This window comes from Martelella sp. HB161492, from assembly GCF_013184775.1.
Classification (GTDB): Bacteria; Pseudomonadota; Alphaproteobacteria; order Rhizobiales; family Rhizobiaceae; genus Martelella.
Genome location: NZ_JAATVV010000013.1, coordinates 52,932 through 71,855, shown reverse-complemented (window position 1 = coordinate 71,855; position 18,924 = coordinate 52,932). Strand labels below are relative to the sequence as shown.

Genomic DNA, 18,924 nt, shown 5'->3' with positions numbered 1-18,924 from the left:
GATGTATGTTGCCGTCAAGGGTGGCGAAGCCGCCATCGACAACGCCCACCGGCTGCTGGCAGACCGCCGGCGCGGCGACCGGTCGCTGCCCGCCATCTCTGTTGACCAGATCATCGAACAGATGGCGCTCGCCGTTGACCGGGTCATGGGCGAGGCCTCGCTTTATGACCGCGATCTTGCCGCGCTGTCGATCAAACAGGCGCGCGGAGACATGATCGAGGCCATATTCCTGTTACGCGCCTATCGCACCACACTGCCCCGTTTTGGCGCATCGCTGCCGCTCGACACCGCTTCGATGCAGATCGAGCGCCGGGTCTCGGCCACCTACAAGGATCTGCCCGGCGGCCAGCTGCTCGGACCGACCTTCGATTACACCCATCGCCTGCTCGATCCCGGCCTGCTTGAAGACGGACCGGTTGAAGAGCCGGCGCGGCGTCACACCGATGATGCAAGGGCCATGCGGGTGTCGGATATCCTTGCCGGGGAAGGCCTGATCGAAGGCGACGGCTTTCTGCCCGAGGACCACCGGCCGGGCGATATCACCCGCGAGCCGCTCGATTTCCCGCTTGCGCGCGACAGCCGGCTGCAGGCGCTGGCGCGTGGCGATGAAGGTTTTCTGCTGGCGCTCGCCTATTCGACCCAGCGCGGCTATGGCCGCAGCCACCCCTTTGCCGGTGAGATCCGCATCGGCATGGTCGAGGTTGAAATCGATGCGCCGGAGCTCGGCTTTTCCGTTTCGATCGGCGATGTCCGGCTCACCGAATGCCAGATGGTCAACCAGTTCAAGGGCTCGGCCAAGGCGCCGCCGCAGTTTACCCGCGGCTATGGCCTCGTCTTTGGCCAGGCCGAGCGCAAGGCCATGGCCATGTCGCTGATTGACCGGTCGCTCCGCGCCGGCGAGCTCGGCGAGGATGTCAACCACCCGGCCCAGGACGAGGAATTCGTGATTTCCCATTGCGACAATGTCCAGGCCACCGGCTTTGTCGAGCATCTGAAACTGCCGCATTACGTGGATTTTCAGGCCGAGCTCGATCTGGTGCGCCGCATGCGTTCGGCCTTTGACACTTCCGGCAACAGGGACCGCAAGGAGGCCGCCGAATGAGCGCCCATACCGCAGATCTCGCACGTTACAATTTCGCCTATCTCGACGAACAGACCAAGCGGATGATCCGCCGCGCCATCCTGAAGGCCATTGCCATTCCCGGCTATCAGGTACCCTTCGCCTCGCGCGAAATGCCGATGCCCTATGGCTGGGGCACCGGCGGCGTGCAGGTGACGGCGGCGATCATCGGCCCCGATGACTGCCTGAAGGTGATCGATCAGGGTGCCGACGACACCACCAATGCGGTGTCGATCCGCACATTTTTCCGCAATGTTGCCGATGTTGCCACCACCACCCACACGGCCGACGCCACCATCATCCAGACCCGGCACCGCATTCCCGAAGCGCCGCTGAAGCCCGGTCAGGTGATCGTATTCCAGGTGCCGATCCCCGAGCCGTTACGCTTTCTCGAACCGCGCGAGACCGAGACCCGCAAGATGCATGCGCTTTCCGAATATGGCCTCATGCATGTGAAACTCTACGAGGACATTGCGCTGAACGGCCATATCGCCACCACCTATGCCTATCCGGTCAAGGTCGACGGACGCTATGTCATGGACCCCTCGCCGACGCCGAAATTCGACAATCCGAAAATGCACCGCTCAAGGGCCTTGCAGCTTTTCGGCGCGGGCCGGGAGAAACGCATCTATGCCGTCCCGCCCCATACCGATGTCGTCAGCCTCGATTTCGAGGATTACCCTTTCGAGGTCCAGACATTCGAAAGGCCCTGTGCGCTCTGCGGTGCCCATGGCGTCTATCTCGACGAGGTGGTGCTCGACGACAAAGGCAATCGCATGTTTGTCTGCTCCGATACCGATCATTGCGAGACCCGGCGCGCCGAGGGACATAAAGGCGAAGGAGATGCAGCATGACGGCCAGACCCGATCAGCCGCTGATGAAGGTCACCGGCGTTTCGAAATTCTATGGCAAACGGCCCGGCTGCCTTGATGTCGGCTTTGAACTCTATCCCGGCGAGGTTCTGGCGATCGTCGGCGAGAGCGGCTCCGGCAAGACAACGCTTCTGAACTGCATTTCCACCCGGCTGACGCCGACCACCGGCACGGTGGAATACCGCATGCGCGACGGCCGTTTTTCCGATCTCTACCGCATGGGCGAGGCAGAACGGCGGGTGCTGATGCGCACGGACTGGGGCTTTGTCCACCAGAACCCGGCCGACGGGCTGCGCATGACCGTTTCCGCCGGCGCCAATGTCGGCGAGCGGCTGATGGCGATCGGCGACCGTCATTACGGCCAGATCCGCGCGACCGCCGCCGACTGGCTGGAGCGCGTCGAAATCGCCGCCGACCGGATCGATGACCAGCCGCGCGCCTTTTCCGGCGGCATGCGCCAGCGCCTGCAGATCGCCCGCAATCTGGTCACCGGGCCACGCCTCGTCTTCATGGACGAGCCGACAGGCGGCCTTGACGTCTCGGTACAGGCGCGGCTTCTCGATCTGGTGCGCGGCCTCGTCAATGATCTCGGTCTCGCCGCGATTGTCGTCACCCATGATCTCGCCGTCGCACGGCTTCTGTCGCACCGGATGATGGTGATGAAATCCGGCCGCGTCATCGAGCAGGGCCTGACGGACCGGGTGCTGGATGACCCGCGCGAGCCCTATACCCAGCTTCTCGTCTCCTCCATCCTGCAGGTGTAAGCCATGCCCGTTCCGCTGATCGTTTCCGAAGTCTCCAAAAGCTTCACCATGCATCTCCGCGGCGGGCTGAAACTGCCCGTCATCGACAATGCCTCCTTCTCCGTCGAAGCGGGCAGCTGCGCCGTGCTCGGCGGCCCGTCGGGCATCGGCAAGAGCTCGATCCTGAAAATGGTCTATGGCAATTATGCCGTCGATCAGGGGCAGATCCTGCTGGCCCACAAGGGTATGACGGTGGACCTCGCCAGTGCCGACCCGCGCCTGATCCTCTCTGTCCGGCGCGACACGCTCGGTTATGTCAGCCAGTTCCTGCGCGCCGTTCCGCGCGTCTCGGCGACCGACGTTGTTGCCGAACCGCTGCTGGCTGCAGGCACCAGCCAGAAAAAGGCGCGGGACAGGGCCAAGGCGCTGCTGTCCCGGCTCAACCTGCCGGAAGCTCTGTGGCAATTGCCGCCGGCGACCTTTTCCGGCGGCGAGCAGCAGCGGGTCAATATCGCCCGCGGCTTCATCACCAACCATTCGATCCTGCTTCTGGATGAACCGACCGCCTCGCTCGATGCCGAAAACCGCAAGGTGGTGATGGACATGATCGCCGAGAAGAAGGCCGATGGTGTCGCGCTTCTCGGCATCTTTCACGATTCTGAAGTGCGCGAGGCGGTCGCCGACACGGTGATCGACGTCATGGCCTTCTCGCCCCGCAGGAGCGCTGCATGACGAAGCTCGGCATTGCCCCCGTCATTCACGACACCGCTTGCGTGAAGGAAAGCCGGCTTGGCCGCTATTGCGAGATCGAGGCGCGCTGCCGGATTGAAGATGTCGAGATGGGCGATTATTCCTACATCATGCAGGATGGCGCCGTCTGGTGCGCCACGATCGGCAAATTCGCCAATATCGCCGCTGCCGTGCGCATCAACGCCACCAATCACCCGGTCGAACGGGCAACGCTGCATCACTTCACCTATCGCTCAAACGACTACTGGGATGATGCCGAGCCCGATCATGCCTTCTTTGCCAGACGGCGCGACAAGCGCATCGTCATTGGCCACGATGTCTGGATCGGCCATGGCGCCACGCTGCTGCCGGGCATCAGCGTCGGCAATGGCGCGGTGATCGGCGCCGGCGCTGTCGTCTCGAAAGATGTCGAGGCCTACACGATCGTTGCCGGTGTTGCGGCAAAGCCGATCCGGCAGCGCTTTCCCAAAGAGATCGCGGCACGCATGGATGCGCTTTGCTGGTGGGACTGGGAGCATGACCGGCTGCGTGCCGCACTCGCCGATTTCCGGACGATGCGCGCGGAAGAATTCCTGGCCGCCTACGAATAGGCGATGGCGCGCCTCAGGTTGTAATATTTCCGATACAAAACTGACATTCGGCCTTCAAACAGCACCGTTAAGACAACGCATAACAGGTCGCTCGCACCGACCTGCCGGACGCGGTGCGCCCGGCATTTAAATCTCGTTGAAAGTTGTCGCATGAACTTCGCAATCAGAAACGTCACCCGCCGCTTTGGTGCCAAGACTGCGGTCAGCAATGTCAACATCGTCATCCCGCAGGGGCAGATGGTGGGCGTGATCGGCCGATCCGGCGCCGGAAAGTCGACGCTCTTGCGGATGATCAACCGGCTGATCGACCCGTCTGAAGGCGAGATCCTGTTCGGCGACCATGATGTCTCCAGACTCAAGGGCAAGCCGCTGCGCGACTGGCAGCGTGATTGCGCGATGATCTTTCAGCAGTTCAATCTGGTTCCGCGCCTCGACGTGCTGACCAATGTCCTGCTTGGCCGGCTGAACCACCGCTCCACCATGCTGTCGCTGATGAACGCCTTTACCCGGGAGGAGCGGATCATGGCGATAGCCGCCCTGGAACGGCTCGGCATCGAACAGACGGCGCTGCAGAAAGCCGGCACCCTGTCCGGTGGCCAGCAGCAGCGCGTCGCCATTGCCCGCGCGCTGATGCAGGACCCGAAAATGGTGCTCGCCGATGAGCCGATCGCCTCGCTGGATCCGCTCAACGCCAAGGTGGTGATGGATGCGCTGCGCGATATCAACGAGCGTGAGGGCATTACGGTCATCACCAATCTGCACACGCTCGACACTGCCCGCACCTATTGCGAGCGCATTATCGGCATGTCGCAGGGCCGTGTGGTCTTTGACGGCACGCCGCAGCAGCTGACGGCGGCGAAAGTGCAGGAAATCTACGGTTCCGACAAGAACAGCGCCGGTATCGACGAGAGCATGACCTCGACAACGATCAACGAGGACAAGCTCCCCGCAGCGGCTGTCGCCCGGAAGTCGTCCGTTGGCAACCCCATGCTGACGGAAGCCGAGGCAGCCATGCCTTGAAGGCCAGCCTCAATGATCGCCCGCGTGACGGGCAAATACGATCCCCCAAAAATCCGGCAGGGACGCCGGACATCTAGGAGAGAAAGTCATGTTCAAGAAAATTCTTCTGGCCACGGCAGCCCTTGCCGCTCTTTCGACCTCGGCCATGGCCGAAGACCTGAAGGTCTTCCGCATCGGCATTCTCGGTGGCGAAAACGAATCTGACCGCCTGCGCAACTTCCAGTGCCTGGTCGACGAAATGCCGGCCGCCATCGGCGTCGAAAGCATCCAGCTGTTCCCGGCCGCCGATTATGACGGCGTCATTCAGGGCCTGCTCGGCGGCACGCTTGATTATGCCGAGCTCGGCGCATCCGGCTATGCCAAGGCTTACCTCTCCGACCCGAACGCGGTCGAGCCGATCCTGACCACGGTTCAGACCGATGGCTCGATGGGCTATCACTCGGTCATGGTCGCCCGCAAGGATTCGGGCATGACCTCGCTTGCCGACATGAAGGGCAAGAAGCTCGGCTTTGCCGATCCGGACTCCACCTCCGGCTACCTGATCCCGACCGTGACGCTGCCGGAAGCCGTTGGCATGCCGGTTGACCAGTTCTTCTCCGAAACCGGCTTCGGCGGCGGTCATGAAAACCTGGTTCTCGAAGTCGTCAAGGGCACGTTCGATGCCGGCACGACCTGGGCTTCGGGCGTTGGCAGTTTTGAAGATGGCTACACCTCCGGCAATCTGCGCAAGATGGTCGACAAGGGCATCCTCAACATGGATGATCTGGTTCAGCTCTGGGAAAGCCCGCTGATCCCGAACGGCCCGATCGTTGTCCGCACATCGCTGAACGACGACATGAAGACCAAGGTCAAGGATTTCATGGTCAACCTGCCGAAGACCGACCCGGACTGCTTCGCCGCTGTCGAAGGCGGTGACTTCACTGGTTTTGCCGATGTCAACGTCGACTTCTACCAGCCGATCATCAATGCCCGCAAGGCCACCATCGGCGGCTGATTTCAGCCTTCCCCATCAAAACCCGTACCGCTCCGGCGGTACGGGTCTTCTTGTTGATCGACATTGTCCCAGGCAGAATTCATGAAGACGTCCGACCACCGGCCACAATTGAGCGACAGCGGTGCGCTGATCGAGGAACACTGGCAAAAGCTCGCGGCCCAGAAGCGGTTCTACACGGTTCTGACGCTCGTTATCCTGTTTCTGGCGCTGGCGGGGTCCTTCTGGTTTGCCAATGCCACCAATGCCGGCAAATTCTTCGACCGGCTGCCGCATTTTCTCGATTTCACCGGCGAGCTTGTGCCGCGCGATGCGCTGGAGCCCTTCCGAGCGCTGTTCGACCGCGCCTCCCCCTATTATGACGGCTCGCTGCAATATGATTATCCCGATGGCCGCATCTATCTCTTCGGCTCGCAATTCTATGTGCCCGAATATTTCGAGAAGATGCTCGAAACGCTGAATATCGCCATCGTTTCCACCATTATCGGCTTTGTCTTCGCCTTCATGCTGTGCTTCTTTGCGGCCAAGAACATCACCCGCAATGTCTGGCTGCGCGGCACGGTACGGCGTTTCATGGAAGTGCTGCGCGCCTTTCCCGAGATCGTGCTGGCCGGTTTCTTCCTCGCCATTCTGTCGATCGGCCCGATCCCGGCGATGATCGCGGTGACAATCCACACGATCGGGGCGCTTGGGAAACTGTTCTTCGAAGTGGTTGAAAATGCCGACATGAAACCCGTGGAAGGTCTGAGGGCCGCCGGCGCCAACTGGGTCGAGCAGGTCTGGTTCGGTATCGTGCCGCAGGTTCTGCCGAATTTCATGAGCTATTTCCTGCTGCGTCTGGAAATCAACGTGCGAGCCTCCACCATTATCGGCGCCGTCGGCGGCGGCGGCATCGGCGAGCAGCTCAGGCTGTCGATCAGCCGCGGCCATGCCGCCAAAACCATTGCTATCGTGCTGCTTCTGTTCTGCACCATCGTCGCCGTTGACCAGTTCTCCGCCTGGCTGAGACGCCGCCTTGTCGGCAATCAGGCCTTTGCCCCGGCCATGTGAGAGGAAGACAAGCCATGAGCGTTATCGCAGTTTCCGAAATGGAAGCCGTCGCCGCACGGCACCCCGACCTCCTCAGGGGATCGATAAAATCGCGTATCCGCGCCATTGCCATCATCGCCGGCACCCTTGCCTATCTCGCCTTCTGCTGGTGGTTTTTCTCCGTCGGCGCCGTACTCGGTTCCGCCAACTGGGCGATTGCCGGCAATTATCTCGCCGACTGGATCTCCTATGAGGGGCGACCGACCGTGGAGATTTCCGCCGATGGCGCGATGGAGGTCAGCTATCCGCGCTTCTCGCCGCTCGGTGAACATCCCGATCCCGACTGGGTCTCCACTACACGCGAAGAGATGACGCGCACCATCGACACCGGCGCGGCAACGCAGGCCGCACCGGCCACAACGCCTTCCTCTGCCTTCATGTTCGTGGCACCGCAAAATGCCGGTCAGCAGGGTGAAGCAGAGGCGGCGGCACCGGCCACGCAAAAAGTGACCGAAGAGGTGGTCACCAGTGCTGCGATCCGTCTTGGCGGCAGGAAATCCGTCACCATTCTGCCGAAGCTGGTGACACTAAACCGGGGTCGGGAACAGCTCCGTCTGGAACTTCGTCACGATCAGGGTGTCTATCCGCTTGATCCGCTGCCCTCCTGGGCTGAACAGGACCGTCCGGGCGCCAAGGTCTATGCCTATTTCGGTTTTGCCGGCTATGTTGAAATCCGCGATGACAAGGTTCTCGTCCATCGCCGTTTCCTCGGTTGGGAAAACTTCTTCTTCGACACCAATTCCGCCTTCTGGGGCATGTCCTTCGGCCAGGTGGCGCAGGCGATCCTTGCCGCGCCGCGCATCGACCCGCAAAAGAGCAATTTCGCGCTGGCGCTGAATGATTTCCTCTACAATCCCTCCTGGCAGCATCTCGATGTCTGGATCAAGCTCGGCCAGACCATCGTCATGGCCTTTGTCGGCACGCTGTTCGCTGGCATCCTTGCCTTTCCGCTGTCCTTCCTCGCTGCGCGGAACATCTTCCGCAACAAGCCGGTGAACCAGATCGTCAAGCGCTTCTTCGATTTCCAGCGCTCCGTCGACATGTTCATCTGGGCGCTGTTCTTCACCCGCGCCTTCGGCCCCGGGCCGCTGGCCGGCATGTCGGCGATTTTCTTCACCGATACCGGAACGCTCGGAAAGCTCTATTCCGAAGCGCTGGAAAACATCGATGACAAGCAGCGCGAGGGCGTCAAATCCGTCGGCGCCTCGCCCATTGCCGTCCAGCGTTTCGGCGTGCTGCCGCAGGTTCTGCCGCTGTTCTGCTCGCAGGCGCTCTATTTCTGGGAGAGCAACACCCGCTCGGCCACCATCATCGGCGCGGTTGGTGCCGGCGGTATCGGCCTGAAGCTGTGGGAGGCGATGCGCACCAATTCCGACTGGGAAAACGTTGCCTATATGGTGGTGCTGATCCTTATTGTGGTCTTCATCTTCGACAATATTTCCAATGCCCTCAGGTCCCGCCTGATGGGAACAGCGAAGACTGACCACCACTGAATGAAGTGCGGGCAAAAGTTCAGGTTTTTGCCCCCGCGCCCATCGGTTGCTTGTGTGAAACAACGAATCCCCTCACCTTGCTGCCGGTTTCATGTTTTCAAGGATTTCGTTTCTTGCGCTACGCCATCTATTTCACTCCCGAGGCAACCGACCCGCTGACCACAGCGGCCAGCAACTGGCTTGGCCGCAGCGCCTTTTCCGCAGCGCCGGTCGCCTTCCCGGAAACTGTGCCGATCAGCCCCGACCGGATGCAGGTTGTAACAGCCGCCGCCGCCCGTTACGGCTTCCACGCCACGCTGAAGGCCCCCTTCACGCTGAAAGAAACCGTCACCCCGTCCGCCCTTGAGGCCGCGTTCGACGTTTTCTGCCGTAAACATTCCCCCTTCACCCTGCCGGAAATCACGCTTGGCGAACTCGGCAATTTCTTCGCCCTGGTGCCGACCGAGCGCTACCCGCATCTCCAGGCCTTTGCCGCGACCGTGGTCGATCATTTCGAGCCGATGCGCGCGCCGCTTTCCGAGGCGGATATTGCCCGCCGCAAGCCGGAGAGCCTGTCGGATGCCGAGCGTGCCAATCTGATGCGCTGGGGTTATCCTTATGTCTTTGACGAATTCCGCTTCCACATGACGCTGACCGGGCCGGTCCAGGGCACGGATGCCGCCGTGATCCGCTCGGCCGCGGCTGCATATTTCGGGGCCTTCATCGGCCGTCCGCTCGCAATTGACGGGCTGGCACTCTTTGTCGAGGAAAATCGCGGCGACCCCTTTACCGTAAGACGCTGGCAGAAACTGACCGGCTGAACAGACGAAAGCTTGAACCGAAATGACCAAGGAAACCATATTCACCAATGCCGCGATCGTGCTCGAGGACGAGATCGTCCAGGGCTCGGTCCTCGTCCGCGACGGACTGATTGCCGATATTTCTGAAGGAACAAGCGCCCATGGCGAGGATTTCGAGGGTGACTACCTGATCCCCGGCCTCGTCGAGCTGCACACCGACCATCTGGAAGGGCATTATTCCCCGCGCCCCGGCGTGCGCTGGAACCAGATCGCCGCCGTTCAGGCCCATGATGCCCAGATCGTCACCTCCGGCATCACCACCGTGTTCGACTGCCTGCGCCTCGGCTCCGACGAGGATGGCGGCTTCAAGCAGGGCGAAATGCGCGAGATGGCCGATGCCATTTCCAGGGCCGAACGAGAAGACCGGCTGCGCGCCCAGCACTTCCTGCATCTGCGCTGCGAGGTATCGGCAGGTGACGTGCTGGAGCATTTCTCGGATTTCGAAGATGACCCGCATGTGAAACTTGCCTCACTGATGGATCATGCCCCGGGTCAGCGTCAGTTTACCGAGCTCGAACAATATACGCTCTATTACAAGACCAAGCGCGGCCTGTCCGACGATGCTTTCAGTGCCTTCATCAAACGCCGCCAGGAAGCCTCCGCCCTCTATTCGGAAAAGCATCGCCGCTACATTGCCGATCATTGCGCCGCCCGCGCGATCACCGTTGCGAGCCATGACGATGCCACCGAAGCCCATGTCACCGAAGCGATCGATCATGGTGTGAAGCTGGCGGAGTTCCCGACCAGTTTCGATGCCGCCCGTGCCTCCCACGGCGCTGGCCTTTCGGTGCTGATGGGCGCGCCGAATGTGGTGCGCGGCAAGTCCCATTCCGGCAATATCGCCGCGCGCGATCTCGCAGCAAATGCTGTTCTCGACGTGCTGTCATCGGATTATGTGCCGCTCAGCCTGCTTTACGCGCCCTTCGTGCTGGCCGACGAGGTGGACGGCATCACCCTGCCGCAGGCCCTGAAAATGGTAACGGCAACGCCCGCAAAGACCGTTGGCCTTACCGATCGCGGCCGGATCGCGCCGGGCCTTCGCGCCGATATCGTCCGGGTCTATCGCCCGGAAGGTGTGCCGGTGACGCGCGCCGTCTGGCGTGGCGGAAAGCGGGTCGCGTGATGAACCTTGTGACACCGAAGCCTGAAGGCGGCCGGGTGATTGTTGTTGTCGGCCCGTCTGGCGCCGGCAAGGACAGTCTGATCAACCGGGCCGCCGTCAGTCTTGCCGGCCATGACGGTATCCGCTTTCAGCGCCGTGTCATTACACGGCCGCGCGATGGTGCAACCGAGGATCATGACAGCACCACGCCAGACGCCTTCATCGAAATGGCAGAGCGCGGCGCCTTCGCCGTGTCGTGGTTCGCCCACGGGCTCCATTACGGCATTCCCGCCGATGCGTGCGATTTTGTTTCTGCCGGCGGCATTGCGATCTGCAACGGATCGCGCAAGGCACTGCCGCTGTTTCGCGATGCCTTCAAGCGGCTGACCGTGATCAATGTGACGGCCACGCCGGATATTCTCGCCGCTAGGCTTCAGGCACGCGGACGGGAAAGCCGGGAGGAGATCCTCAACCGCCTGTCGCGCGCCAATATGGCCGTTCATGGCGATTTCGACGTGATATCCATCGACAATTCCGGTGAACTCGACACCGCCGCCGCCATGTTCATCACCACGCTCCGCGCCTACCTGCCAGGCTGATTGCCGGCACTGCTTGACCAGCCCGAGCGCCGCATTCAGTGCCCGGCCGTGGAGGAAAACAGGTTCATCACCACGACACCGCCGACAATCATGGCAATGCCGATCATGCCGGCAAGATCAAGCGGCTGGCGCAGATAGACAACGCTGATCGCCGCCGTCAGCACGATACCGAGCCCGGCCCAAATCGCATAGGCGACCCCGAGCGGGATTGCCTTCAGCGCCTGCGACAGCAGGAAGAAGGCGATGATGTAGAAGACGGCAACGCCCAGTGTCGGCAGGAGCCGGGTAAACCCGTCCGACTTCTGCAACAGCGTCGAGCCGATCACCTCGGAGATAATGGCAATCGCCAGCGCGCCATAAGCCACCAGAACCGGATTCATCATCTTTCACCGCCTGTCCTGTTTCGCGCGATCAATGCGCCTCATCCCAGTTATCCGCTGCACGGGCATCCACCTTCAGCGGAACCGCCATGGAGATGGCCGGCATGGCGGCATCTTCCATCACCGAGACGACCAGATCGCGGGTCCTGTCGACGGCGTCATTCTTCACTTCGAAGATCAGTTCGTCATGCACCTGCAGCAGCATCTCGGCATCACCGGCAAGCCCGGCCTCTTCCACTGCCGGCTCGATGCGGATCATCGCCCGGCGGATGATATCAGCGGCCGAGCCCTGGATTGGTGCATTGATGGCGGCCCGTTCGTTGAAGCTTCGGACCTGGTGGTTGGAAGAGCTGATTTCCGGATAATGGATACGCCGGCCAAAGATCGTCTCGACATAGCCCTTGTCGCGCGCCTCCTGCTTGGTCGCTTCCATATAGTCGCGAATGCCGGGGAACCGCTCGAAATAGCGCTTGATATAATCCCCAGCCTCACCGCGCGGGATCGACAGCTGATTGGCAAGACCGAAGGCGGAAATGCCGTAGATGATACCGAAATTGATCGCCTTGGCGCGGCGGCGCACATCTGATGGCATGCCCTCGACCGGCACACCGAACATTTCCGATGCGGTCATCGCATGAATGTCGATCCCATCGGCGAAAGCCTGTTTCAGTTGCGGAATGTCGGCGACATGGGCGAGCACCCGCAACTCGATCTGGCTATAGTCAGCCGACAGAAGCTTGTGCCCCGGCGTGGCGATGAAGGCGGTGCGGATCTTGCGGCCCTCCGCCGTGCGAACCGGAATATTCTGCAGGTTGGGATCAGACGAGGACAGGCGCCCGGTCGTGGTCGCGGCCAGCGAATAGGAGGTGTGAACACGCTTTGTCTCAGGGTTGATGAAACCCGGCAGCGCATCGGTATAGGTCGATTTCAGCTTGGTAAGCTGGCGCCAGTCGACAATCTTGCGCGGCAGATCATGGCCTTCGGCCGCCAGATCTTCGAGAACCTGGGCCGAGGTCGACCACTGGCCGCTCTTGGTCTTCTTGCCTCCGGGAAGCCCCTGCTTGCCAAACAGGATCTCGCCAAGCTGCTTGGGCGAGCCGACATTGAATTTCTCGCCCGCCAGTGCGTAAATCTCGTCTTCGAAAGAGGCTGCACGCTGGGCAAGCTCGCCGGAAAGCCGGGACAGGATCTGCCGGTCGATCGAAATGCCGCGCGCTTCCATGCGCGCCAGAACCGGCATCAGCGGCCGTTCCAGCCGCTCATAGACCCGGGTCACGCCTTCCGCCACCAGGCGGGGTTTCAGCACCAGCCAGAGCCTCAGCGTCACATCGGCATCTTCCGCCGCATAAGCCGTGGCACGGGTGATATCGACCATATCGAAGGTCACCATGGCCTTGCCGGTACCGGCGACATCCTTGTAGGGGATCGGCGTGTGACCGAGGAAACGCTCCGACAGCGCGTCCATGCCATGGCTGCCGTCCCCGGCATCCAGCGCATAGGAGATCAGCATCGTGTCGTCGAAATTCTCGATCCCGATGCCGAGCCGTGCCATGACGAGATAATCATATTTGAGGTTCTGCGCGATCTTCAGCACAGAACGGTCCTCCAGAAGATCCTTCAGCACAGCGACCGCGTCATCGAACGGGATCTGGCCGTCCACCAACCCGCCGCCGAGCAGGTCGCCCGTGCCGGATTTATGCGAAAGCGGCACATAGGCCGCACGGATCAGCGCCGCATCGCTCTTGGCCTGAGGATCATAAAGCGCCAGCGAAAAGCCAACGAGTTCCGCCTGCATGGCATCAAGCGATGTCGTCTCGGTATCAAAGGCGACAAGACCGCGCTCCCTGGCCTCAGCCACCCATTGCTTCAGCGTGTCAAGATCGCGGATTGCGACATAGCCCTCACGATCGATCGGCAGGCTGGCAAAGCGCTTCATCCGCGCTTCGGCAAAGGCGGATGGCGTTTCCGCCCCCTCCACCGCTGCTGCGGAGGATGCCTTGCCTGCAGGCTTTTCGTCCTCATCCGCGGGTTTTGCAGCCACACCCGGATCGAGATCCGGTCCGTGAGCATCCGCCCCCCATTCGACATCGACGCTGGCGGCTTCGATCTCCGCCGCCTCGGTATCGGTCACCTCGGCGACACGCCGGGTCAGCGAGGTGAACCCCATGGCCTTGAGGAAGGCAACCAGTTTCGGTCCGTCCTGCGCTTCCAGCGCCAGATCGTCGAGCGCGACCGGCACCGGGCAATCGCGCTTCAGCGTCACCAGCTGCCGGGAAATCTTCACCAGATCACGATTGGCGATGATGTTCTCACGGCGTTTGGTCTGCTTGATGGTGTCGGCCTTTTCAAGCAGCGTATCGAGATCGCCGAACTCTTCCAGAAGCGTCGCCGCAGTCTTTGGTCCGATACCGGGAACGCCGGGAACATTATCGACCGCATCACCCGTCAGCGACTGCAGGTCGATCATCTTTTCCGGTGGCACGCCCCATTTCTCGATCACCTCGGCAACGCCGATCTGCTTGTCCTTCATGCCGTCATACATGTGCACCTGCGGCCCTACGAGCTGCATCAGATCCTTGTCGGAGGAAATGATCGTGGCTTCGGCGCCGGCGGCAACGGCCAGGTCACAATAGGTAGCGATGATGTCGTCGGCCTCGAAACCTTCCATCTCGATGCAGGGCAGATTGAAGGCCCGGGTTGCCTCGCGGATCAGCGCGAATTGCGGCACGAGGTCTTCCGGCGGCGGCGGCCGATGCGCCTTGTAGTCCGGATAGATCTCCTTGCGGAAGGTCTGGGAAGAAAAGTCGAAGATCACCGCCAGGTGGGTCGGCGTGACACCGACCGAGGTGTCACGGGCCGCCGTCAAAAGCTTCCAGAGCATGTTGCAGAAGCCGGATACCGCGCCGACCGGCAGGCCGTCTGGCTTGCGCGTCAGCGGTGGCAAGGCATGAAAGGCCCGGAAGATGAAACCCGAACCGTCTATCAGGAAAATGTGATCGTTCTTCTTCATGCTGGAAGCCATAACCCGACCGCTCAAAAAGGTCCATCCGCAATGCCTTGAGACAGGGGGAATCCCCCCGACAATCATGATAGGTCTTTGCGATAAAGAAATAAGCATAGATTACTGATTTGTAATCGAACGGGGCGAAATCGTCCCTTGAATCGACACAATTCGAAGTACATTTAGAACCCAGCGGCGATTGATCACGCCGATGCCTGAACGAGGCCCGTCCCCCGCCTCTTCAGACAAGGATAAAGGCTCCATCCCCCCTCTCCGGCCTTTATCCCATAAAACGCCGCCATGGCTCGTCCCCCTCCAGGCCATGGCGGCATTTCCATTCTCTCCCATCACGATATCTGACTGTAGCTGTCACCCCTCTGCCTGGCCCCGCATGTGGTTTCAGCTGGTGAAAGCGGTTTCCTCAGCCGATAAAAATGCCTATGGTCGGCGCGACGAATCCCGTCTCTTCTGGATATGACCGAGGCATGACATGACCGATCTTTCCGCGCTTCTGGCGCGTGCCGACAGCAACCTTCCTTCCAGCCTCGACAAGCTGTTCGAGCTCCTGCGCATTCCCTCGATTTCGACCGATCCGGCCTACAAGGCCGATTGCGCCAAGGCAGCAGACTGGCTTGTCGGCGAACTGAAGACACTGGGCTTTACCGCACAAACCGTTCCGACCGCCGGCCACCCGATGGTGATTGCCAACAGCCCCGAGCCTCCCGAGGGGGCACCGCATGTGCTTTTTTACGGCCACTATGACGTTCAGCCGGTCGATCCGATTGATCTGTGGAATGACGATCCCTTCGACCCGAAGGTCAAGGAAGTCGAGCCCGGCCACAAGATCCTGACCGGCCGCGGCACCTCCGACGACAAGGGCCAGCTGATGACCTTCCTGCAAGCGCTCAGGGCCTATCGCGAGGAAGGCGAAACGCTGCCGGTCAAGGTCACCATCATGTTCGAAGGTGAGGAAGAATCCGGCTCGCCGTCGCTTCCGGCCTTCCTGAGAGACCATGCCGATCTGATCAAGGCCGATTTTGCGCTCGTCTGCGACACCGGCATGTGGGATCGCGAAACCCCGGCCATTGCCGCCTCGCTGCGCGGCCTCGTCGGCGACGAAGTGGTCATCACCGCCGCCGACCGCGATCTGCATTCCGGCTTTTTCGGAGGGGCGGCCGCCAATCCGATCCATATTCTCGCCGATATCCTTGCCGGCCTTCACGATGAGACCGGCCGCGTGACCCTGCCCGGCTTTTATGACGGCGTCGAGGAAACCCCGGAACAGATCAAGCAGGGCTGGGAAAGCCTCGGGGAAACCGATCAGCGCTTCCTCGGCGAGATCGGCCTGGCGATCCCCTCCGGCGAAAAGGGCCGCTCCGTGCTGGAACTGACCTGGACCCGGCCGACGGCCGAGGTCAACGGCATCACCGGCGGCTATACCGGCGAAGGCTTCAAGACCGTGATCGCAGCCAAGGCGTCTGCCAAGGTCTCCTTCCGCCTCGTCGGCAGTCAGGATCCGGCCAAGATCCGCGAAAGCTTCCGCGCCTATGTGCAATCGAAAATCCCCGGCGACTGCTCGGTGACATTCAACCCGCATGGCGGTTCGCCTGCCATTCATCTCGATTACGATGCGCCTTTCCTGAAAAAGGCACAGGTGGCGCTCAGCGACGAATGGCCGAAGCCCGCCGTGGTCATTGGCATGGGCGGATCAATCCCGATCGTCGGGGATTTCCAGAAGCTGGGCATGGATTCGCTGCTGGTCGGCTTCGGCCTCAACGACGACCGCATCCATTCGCCGAACGAGAAATACGAGCTGAATTCCTTCCACAAGGGCATCCGTTCGTGGATCCGCATTCTGGCCGCACTGGCCAGCTGAGGCAAAACGTGGCCTGAACGGACAGATCAGGGGCGGCGGCACCGGAAATGTGCCGCCGCCCTTCATCTTACATTCATCCCGAATGGATCATTTGTTCACAGCCGATCACCAGCACGCCTTAACAGGGCCTTAAAGCCGCGCGAGCTATGATCGCATCAGCTGACCAATGACGAGGATGGATACGAGGCCTTATGGCGGGAAAGAAAAAAACGCGCATCAAGCACGAGCCCTCCCTGTTCGACAATGACAAGACGCCGCCACAGCGGCGCAGCACAGGTTCGGGCAAAGGCAAGAGCAAGAAGAGCAGCGCCCGCCGCAAGACGAGCAGGGGGCCGATCACCCGTACCGCACGGTTTGTGCTCTACTGGGGTGCCATTGCCGCCGTCTGGTGCGTGGTCGCCGTTGCCGGCATTGTCATCTATTACGGTGCGCAGATGCCCTCGGCCTCGACCTGGGCCATTCCGGAGCGACCGCCCAATGTCAAGATCGTCGCCGTCGACGGCTCGCTGATCGCCAATCGCGGCGTGACCGGCGGCGAGGCTGTGCCGCTTTCGGACATGTCGCCCTATATTCCCGAAGCCATCGTCGCCATCGAAGACAAGCGCTTCTATTCACACTTCGCCATCGATCCGATCGGTCTCGCCCGCGCACTGGTGACCAATCTGATTTCCGGCCATACCGTGCAGGGCGGTTCGACACTGACGCAGCAGCTGGCGAAAAACCTGTTCCTGTCACCGGACCGCACGCTGGAGCGCAAGGTGCAGGAAGTGCTGCTCGCCGTCTGGCTCGAAACCAAGTTCACCAAGGACCAGATCCTCGAACTCTATCTCAACCGCGTCTATTTCGGCTCAGGCGCCTATGGCGTGGAAGCAGCCTCCCAGCGTTATTTCCACAAATCCGCAAGCGATGTCACCCTGGGCGAGGCCGCGCTTCTCGCCGGTCTCGTCAAGGCCCCCTCTCGCCTGTCGCCGGCCCATGACCCGAAGGCGGCCGAGGACCGGGCCCAGGTGGTTCTGACGGCCATGCATGATCAGGGCATGATTGATGACGAGGACATGACGGCCGCCATGGCGCGCAAGCCGACCAAGGCACCGAGCTACTGGTCCGGCGCGCAGCATTATGCCGCCGACATGGTGATGTCCGATCTGCCCGACCTGATCGGCGATGTGAAGGGCGACATCATTGTCCACACGACCATTGACCCGCATCTGGAAAAGGCCGGCGAAGAGGCGATCCAGAATACGCTCGACAGCAAGGGGCAGAAATATCGCGTCAGCCAGGGCGCTCTGGTGGCGGTTGATGCAACCGGTGCGGTGCGCGCCGTCGTCGGCGGACGCGACTATGCCAAGAGCCAGTATAACCGCGCAGCCACCGCCAGACGCCAGCCCGGCTCCGCCTTCAAGCCCTTTGTCTACGCCTCGGCGCTGGAAATCGGCGACTGGCCCGATTCGGTGCGCAACGATGCGCCGATCAAGATTGGCGACTGGACACCGGAAAATTATGAAAAGACCTATGAAGGCCCGATCACGCTGACCGAAGCACTGGCCCATTCCGTCAACACGATCGCCGCGCAGCTGGTGATGGAGGCCGGCCCCGACCATGTGGTCAAGCTGGCCCACCGGCTGGGCATCGAGTCCGATATCGCTCCCAATGCCTCGATCGCGCTCGGCACCTCGGAAGTGACACTGATGGAGCTGACCAGCGCCTATACCGCCTTCATGAATGGCGGCTACAAGGCGACGCCCTATCTCGTCAGTTCGATTGAAACCTCATCGGGCAAATCGCTCTACAAGGCAGATTTCGGCGCCCCGCCGCGTGTCCTCGCCCCGGAAGTGGCTGCGAATATGGACGGCATGCTGATGCATGTCGTCACCGAAGGCACCGGCCGCAAGGCCGCCATCGACGGCTGGCAGGTGGCCGGCAAAACCGGCACGACGCAGTCCTCCCGCGATGCGCTTTTCGTCGGCTTCACGTCGAATCTGACGGCTGGCGTCTGGCTTGGCAATGATGACAACAGTCCGATGAAGGGCGTGACAGGCGGCACCTTGCCGGCGGAAACCTGGCATAATTTCATGGCAGCCGCCCATAAGGGCCTGACGCCCAAACCGCTTTATGGCGGTGGCAGACTGATCGAGCCCTCGAGCGCTCCGGCCGTTGCCGGCAGCGACAATAGCGGAACGACAACGCTCAGCGATCTTCTCGGAAAGCTGTCCGGCAACAGCCAGCAAACCGCCCCGGCGCCGGGTTCGCCATCGCAAAATGGCCAGGCCATGCCGGTGCCACCGGGCGATGTCGGACAGGACCAGCCGCAGCCTGCCCGCCGTTCAGGCGGCTGGTTGCAGCTTCTGGGAGGCGGCTGAGAACGGCTTGCAGCAAGAAAAGCCATGCAAATGCCGTTATCACCCATTGAACGTGCCTTGCAGAGCGTTTTTTCGCTCATTATATAGCGCTCACAACGG

The 18,924-nt window shown here is 61.4% G+C and carries 16 protein-coding genes; 14 read left to right on the top strand and 2 right to left on the bottom strand.

The features are described 5' to 3' along the window. Position 1: 1 nt before the first annotated feature. The 12 genes from HCK86_RS19650 to phnN all read left to right on the top strand — a co-directional run bounded on the left by HCK86_RS19650 (position 2) and on the right by phnN (position 11,208). A complete protein-coding gene (locus HCK86_RS19650) occupies positions 2-1,102 on the top strand; it encodes a carbon-phosphorus lyase complex subunit PhnI (protein ID WP_176086184.1) in 1,101 nt (366 codons plus the stop codon). Continuing rightward, a complete protein-coding gene (locus tag HCK86_RS19645) occupies positions 1,099-1,974 on the top strand; it encodes an alpha-D-ribose 1-methylphosphonate 5-phosphate C-P-lyase PhnJ (protein WP_176086183.1) in 876 nt (291 codons plus the stop codon). Before HCK86_RS19650 ends, HCK86_RS19645 begins: the two co-directional genes overlap by 4 nt. Beyond that, complete coding sequence (gene phnK / locus HCK86_RS19640) at positions 1,971-2,756, top strand: phosphonate C-P lyase system protein PhnK (RefSeq protein ID WP_176086182.1); 786 nt, start codon at positions 1,971-1,973, stop codon at positions 2,754-2,756. Before HCK86_RS19645 ends, phnK begins: the two co-directional genes overlap by 4 nt. 3 nt (positions 2,757-2,759) lie before the next feature. Further along, positions 2,760-3,467, top strand: coding sequence for a phosphonate C-P lyase system protein PhnL (gene phnL, locus HCK86_RS19635; RefSeq protein WP_176086181.1), 708 nt, complete (start codon positions 2,760-2,762; stop codon positions 3,465-3,467). Continuing rightward, positions 3,464-4,075 (top strand): DapH/DapD/GlmU-related protein, encoded by a 612-nt coding sequence (locus HCK86_RS19630; RefSeq protein ID WP_176086180.1) that lies wholly within the window; start codon positions 3,464-3,466, stop codon positions 4,073-4,075. The genes phnL and HCK86_RS19630 overlap by 4 nt, the downstream gene beginning before the upstream one ends. 150 nt (positions 4,076-4,225) lie before the next feature. Further along, positions 4,226-5,095 carry a phosphonate ABC transporter ATP-binding protein gene (gene phnC / locus HCK86_RS19625; RefSeq protein WP_176086179.1) on the top strand — a complete coding sequence of 290 codons (870 nt, stop codon included), beginning with the start codon at positions 4,226-4,228 and terminating at the stop codon, positions 5,093-5,095. Positions 5,096-5,183: 88 nt separating this feature from the next. Further along, positions 5,184-6,089, top strand: a complete 906-nt coding sequence (gene phnD, locus HCK86_RS19620) for a phosphonate ABC transporter substrate-binding protein (protein WP_176086178.1) — start codon at positions 5,184-5,186, stop codon at positions 6,087-6,089. Positions 6,090-6,170: 81 nt separating this feature from the next. Beyond that, entirely contained in the window at positions 6,171-7,136 is a 966-nt protein-coding gene (phnE, locus tag HCK86_RS19615) for a phosphonate ABC transporter, permease protein PhnE (protein WP_176086177.1), read from the top strand. A 14-nt stretch (positions 7,137-7,150) separates the two neighbouring features. After that, entirely contained in the window at positions 7,151-8,668 is a 1,518-nt protein-coding gene (phnE, locus tag HCK86_RS19610; protein WP_176086176.1) for a phosphonate ABC transporter, permease protein PhnE, read from the top strand. Positions 8,669-8,781: 113 nt separating this feature from the next. Beyond that, positions 8,782-9,468 carry a DUF1045 domain-containing protein gene (locus tag HCK86_RS19605; RefSeq protein ID WP_176086175.1) on the top strand — a complete coding sequence of 229 codons (687 nt, stop codon included), beginning with the start codon at positions 8,782-8,784 and terminating at the stop codon, positions 9,466-9,468. Between the two features lie 22 nt (positions 9,469-9,490). After that, a complete protein-coding gene (locus HCK86_RS19600; protein WP_176086174.1) occupies positions 9,491-10,630 on the top strand; it encodes an alpha-D-ribose 1-methylphosphonate 5-triphosphate diphosphatase in 1,140 nt (379 codons plus the stop codon). After that, a complete protein-coding gene (gene phnN / locus HCK86_RS19595; RefSeq protein ID WP_176086173.1) occupies positions 10,630-11,208 on the top strand; it encodes a phosphonate metabolism protein/1,5-bisphosphokinase (PRPP-forming) PhnN in 579 nt (192 codons plus the stop codon). The genes HCK86_RS19600 and phnN overlap by 1 nt, the downstream gene beginning before the upstream one ends. A gap of 35 nt (positions 11,209-11,243) precedes the next feature. Here phnN and HCK86_RS19590 read toward each other — a convergent pair whose 3' ends face one another. Beyond that, on the bottom strand, positions 11,244-11,588 hold the full coding sequence (locus tag HCK86_RS19590) for a multidrug efflux SMR transporter (protein ID WP_176086258.1): 345 nt from the start codon (positions 11,586-11,588) through the stop codon (positions 11,244-11,246). Positions 11,589-11,619: 31 nt separating this feature from the next. Next, the gene (polA, locus tag HCK86_RS19585; RefSeq protein WP_176086172.1) at positions 11,620-14,598 is read right to left on the bottom strand and encodes a DNA polymerase I; all 2,979 of its coding nucleotides are present in this window, start codon (positions 14,596-14,598) and stop codon (positions 11,620-11,622) included. Between the two features lie 481 nt (positions 14,599-15,079). Between polA and HCK86_RS19580 the strand changes: the two genes are divergently transcribed. After that, positions 15,080-16,465, top strand: a complete 1,386-nt coding sequence (locus tag HCK86_RS19580; RefSeq protein WP_176086171.1) for a M20/M25/M40 family metallo-hydrolase — start codon at positions 15,080-15,082, stop codon at positions 16,463-16,465. Positions 16,466-16,656: 191 nt separating this feature from the next. Beyond that, the gene (locus HCK86_RS19575; RefSeq protein WP_176086170.1) at positions 16,657-18,825 is read left to right on the top strand and encodes a transglycosylase domain-containing protein; all 2,169 of its coding nucleotides are present in this window, start codon (positions 16,657-16,659) and stop codon (positions 18,823-18,825) included. Positions 18,826-18,924: the final 99 nt, after the last annotated feature.

What these genes read in the sequence shown, in the direction of transcription:
- HCK86_RS19650 (WP_176086184.1), top strand. Translation starts at nt 2, where the DNA reads ATGTATGTTGCCGTCAAGGGTGGCGAAGCCGCCATCGACAACGCCCAC.
- HCK86_RS19645 (WP_176086183.1), top strand. Translation starts at nt 1,099, where the DNA reads ATGAGCGCCCATACCGCAGATCTCGCACGTTACAATTTCGCCTATCTC.
- phnK (WP_176086182.1), top strand. Translation starts at nt 1,971, where the DNA reads ATGACGGCCAGACCCGATCAGCCGCTGATGAAGGTCACCGGCGTTTCG.
- phnL (WP_176086181.1), top strand. Translation starts at nt 2,760, where the DNA reads ATGCCCGTTCCGCTGATCGTTTCCGAAGTCTCCAAAAGCTTCACCATG.
- HCK86_RS19630 (WP_176086180.1), top strand. Translation starts at nt 3,464, where the DNA reads ATGACGAAGCTCGGCATTGCCCCCGTCATTCACGACACCGCTTGCGTG.
- phnC (WP_176086179.1), top strand. Translation starts at nt 4,226, where the DNA reads ATGAACTTCGCAATCAGAAACGTCACCCGCCGCTTTGGTGCCAAGACT.
- phnD (WP_176086178.1), top strand. Translation starts at nt 5,184, where the DNA reads ATGTTCAAGAAAATTCTTCTGGCCACGGCAGCCCTTGCCGCTCTTTCG.
- phnE (WP_176086177.1), top strand. Translation starts at nt 6,171, where the DNA reads ATGAAGACGTCCGACCACCGGCCACAATTGAGCGACAGCGGTGCGCTG.
- phnE (WP_176086176.1), top strand. Translation starts at nt 7,151, where the DNA reads ATGAGCGTTATCGCAGTTTCCGAAATGGAAGCCGTCGCCGCACGGCAC.
- HCK86_RS19600 (WP_176086174.1), top strand. Translation starts at nt 9,491, where the DNA reads ATGACCAAGGAAACCATATTCACCAATGCCGCGATCGTGCTCGAGGAC.
- phnN (WP_176086173.1), top strand. Translation starts at nt 10,630, where the DNA reads ATGAACCTTGTGACACCGAAGCCTGAAGGCGGCCGGGTGATTGTTGTT.
- HCK86_RS19590 (WP_176086258.1), bottom strand. Translation starts at nt 11,588, where the DNA reads ATGAATCCGGTTCTGGTGGCTTATGGCGCGCTGGCGATTGCCATTATC.
- polA (WP_176086172.1), bottom strand. Translation starts at nt 14,598, where the DNA reads ATGAAGAAGAACGATCACATTTTCCTGATAGACGGTTCGGGTTTCATC.
- HCK86_RS19580 (WP_176086171.1), top strand. Translation starts at nt 15,080, where the DNA reads ATGACCGATCTTTCCGCGCTTCTGGCGCGTGCCGACAGCAACCTTCCT.
- HCK86_RS19575 (WP_176086170.1), top strand. Translation starts at nt 16,657, where the DNA reads ATGGCGGGAAAGAAAAAAACGCGCATCAAGCACGAGCCCTCCCTGTTC.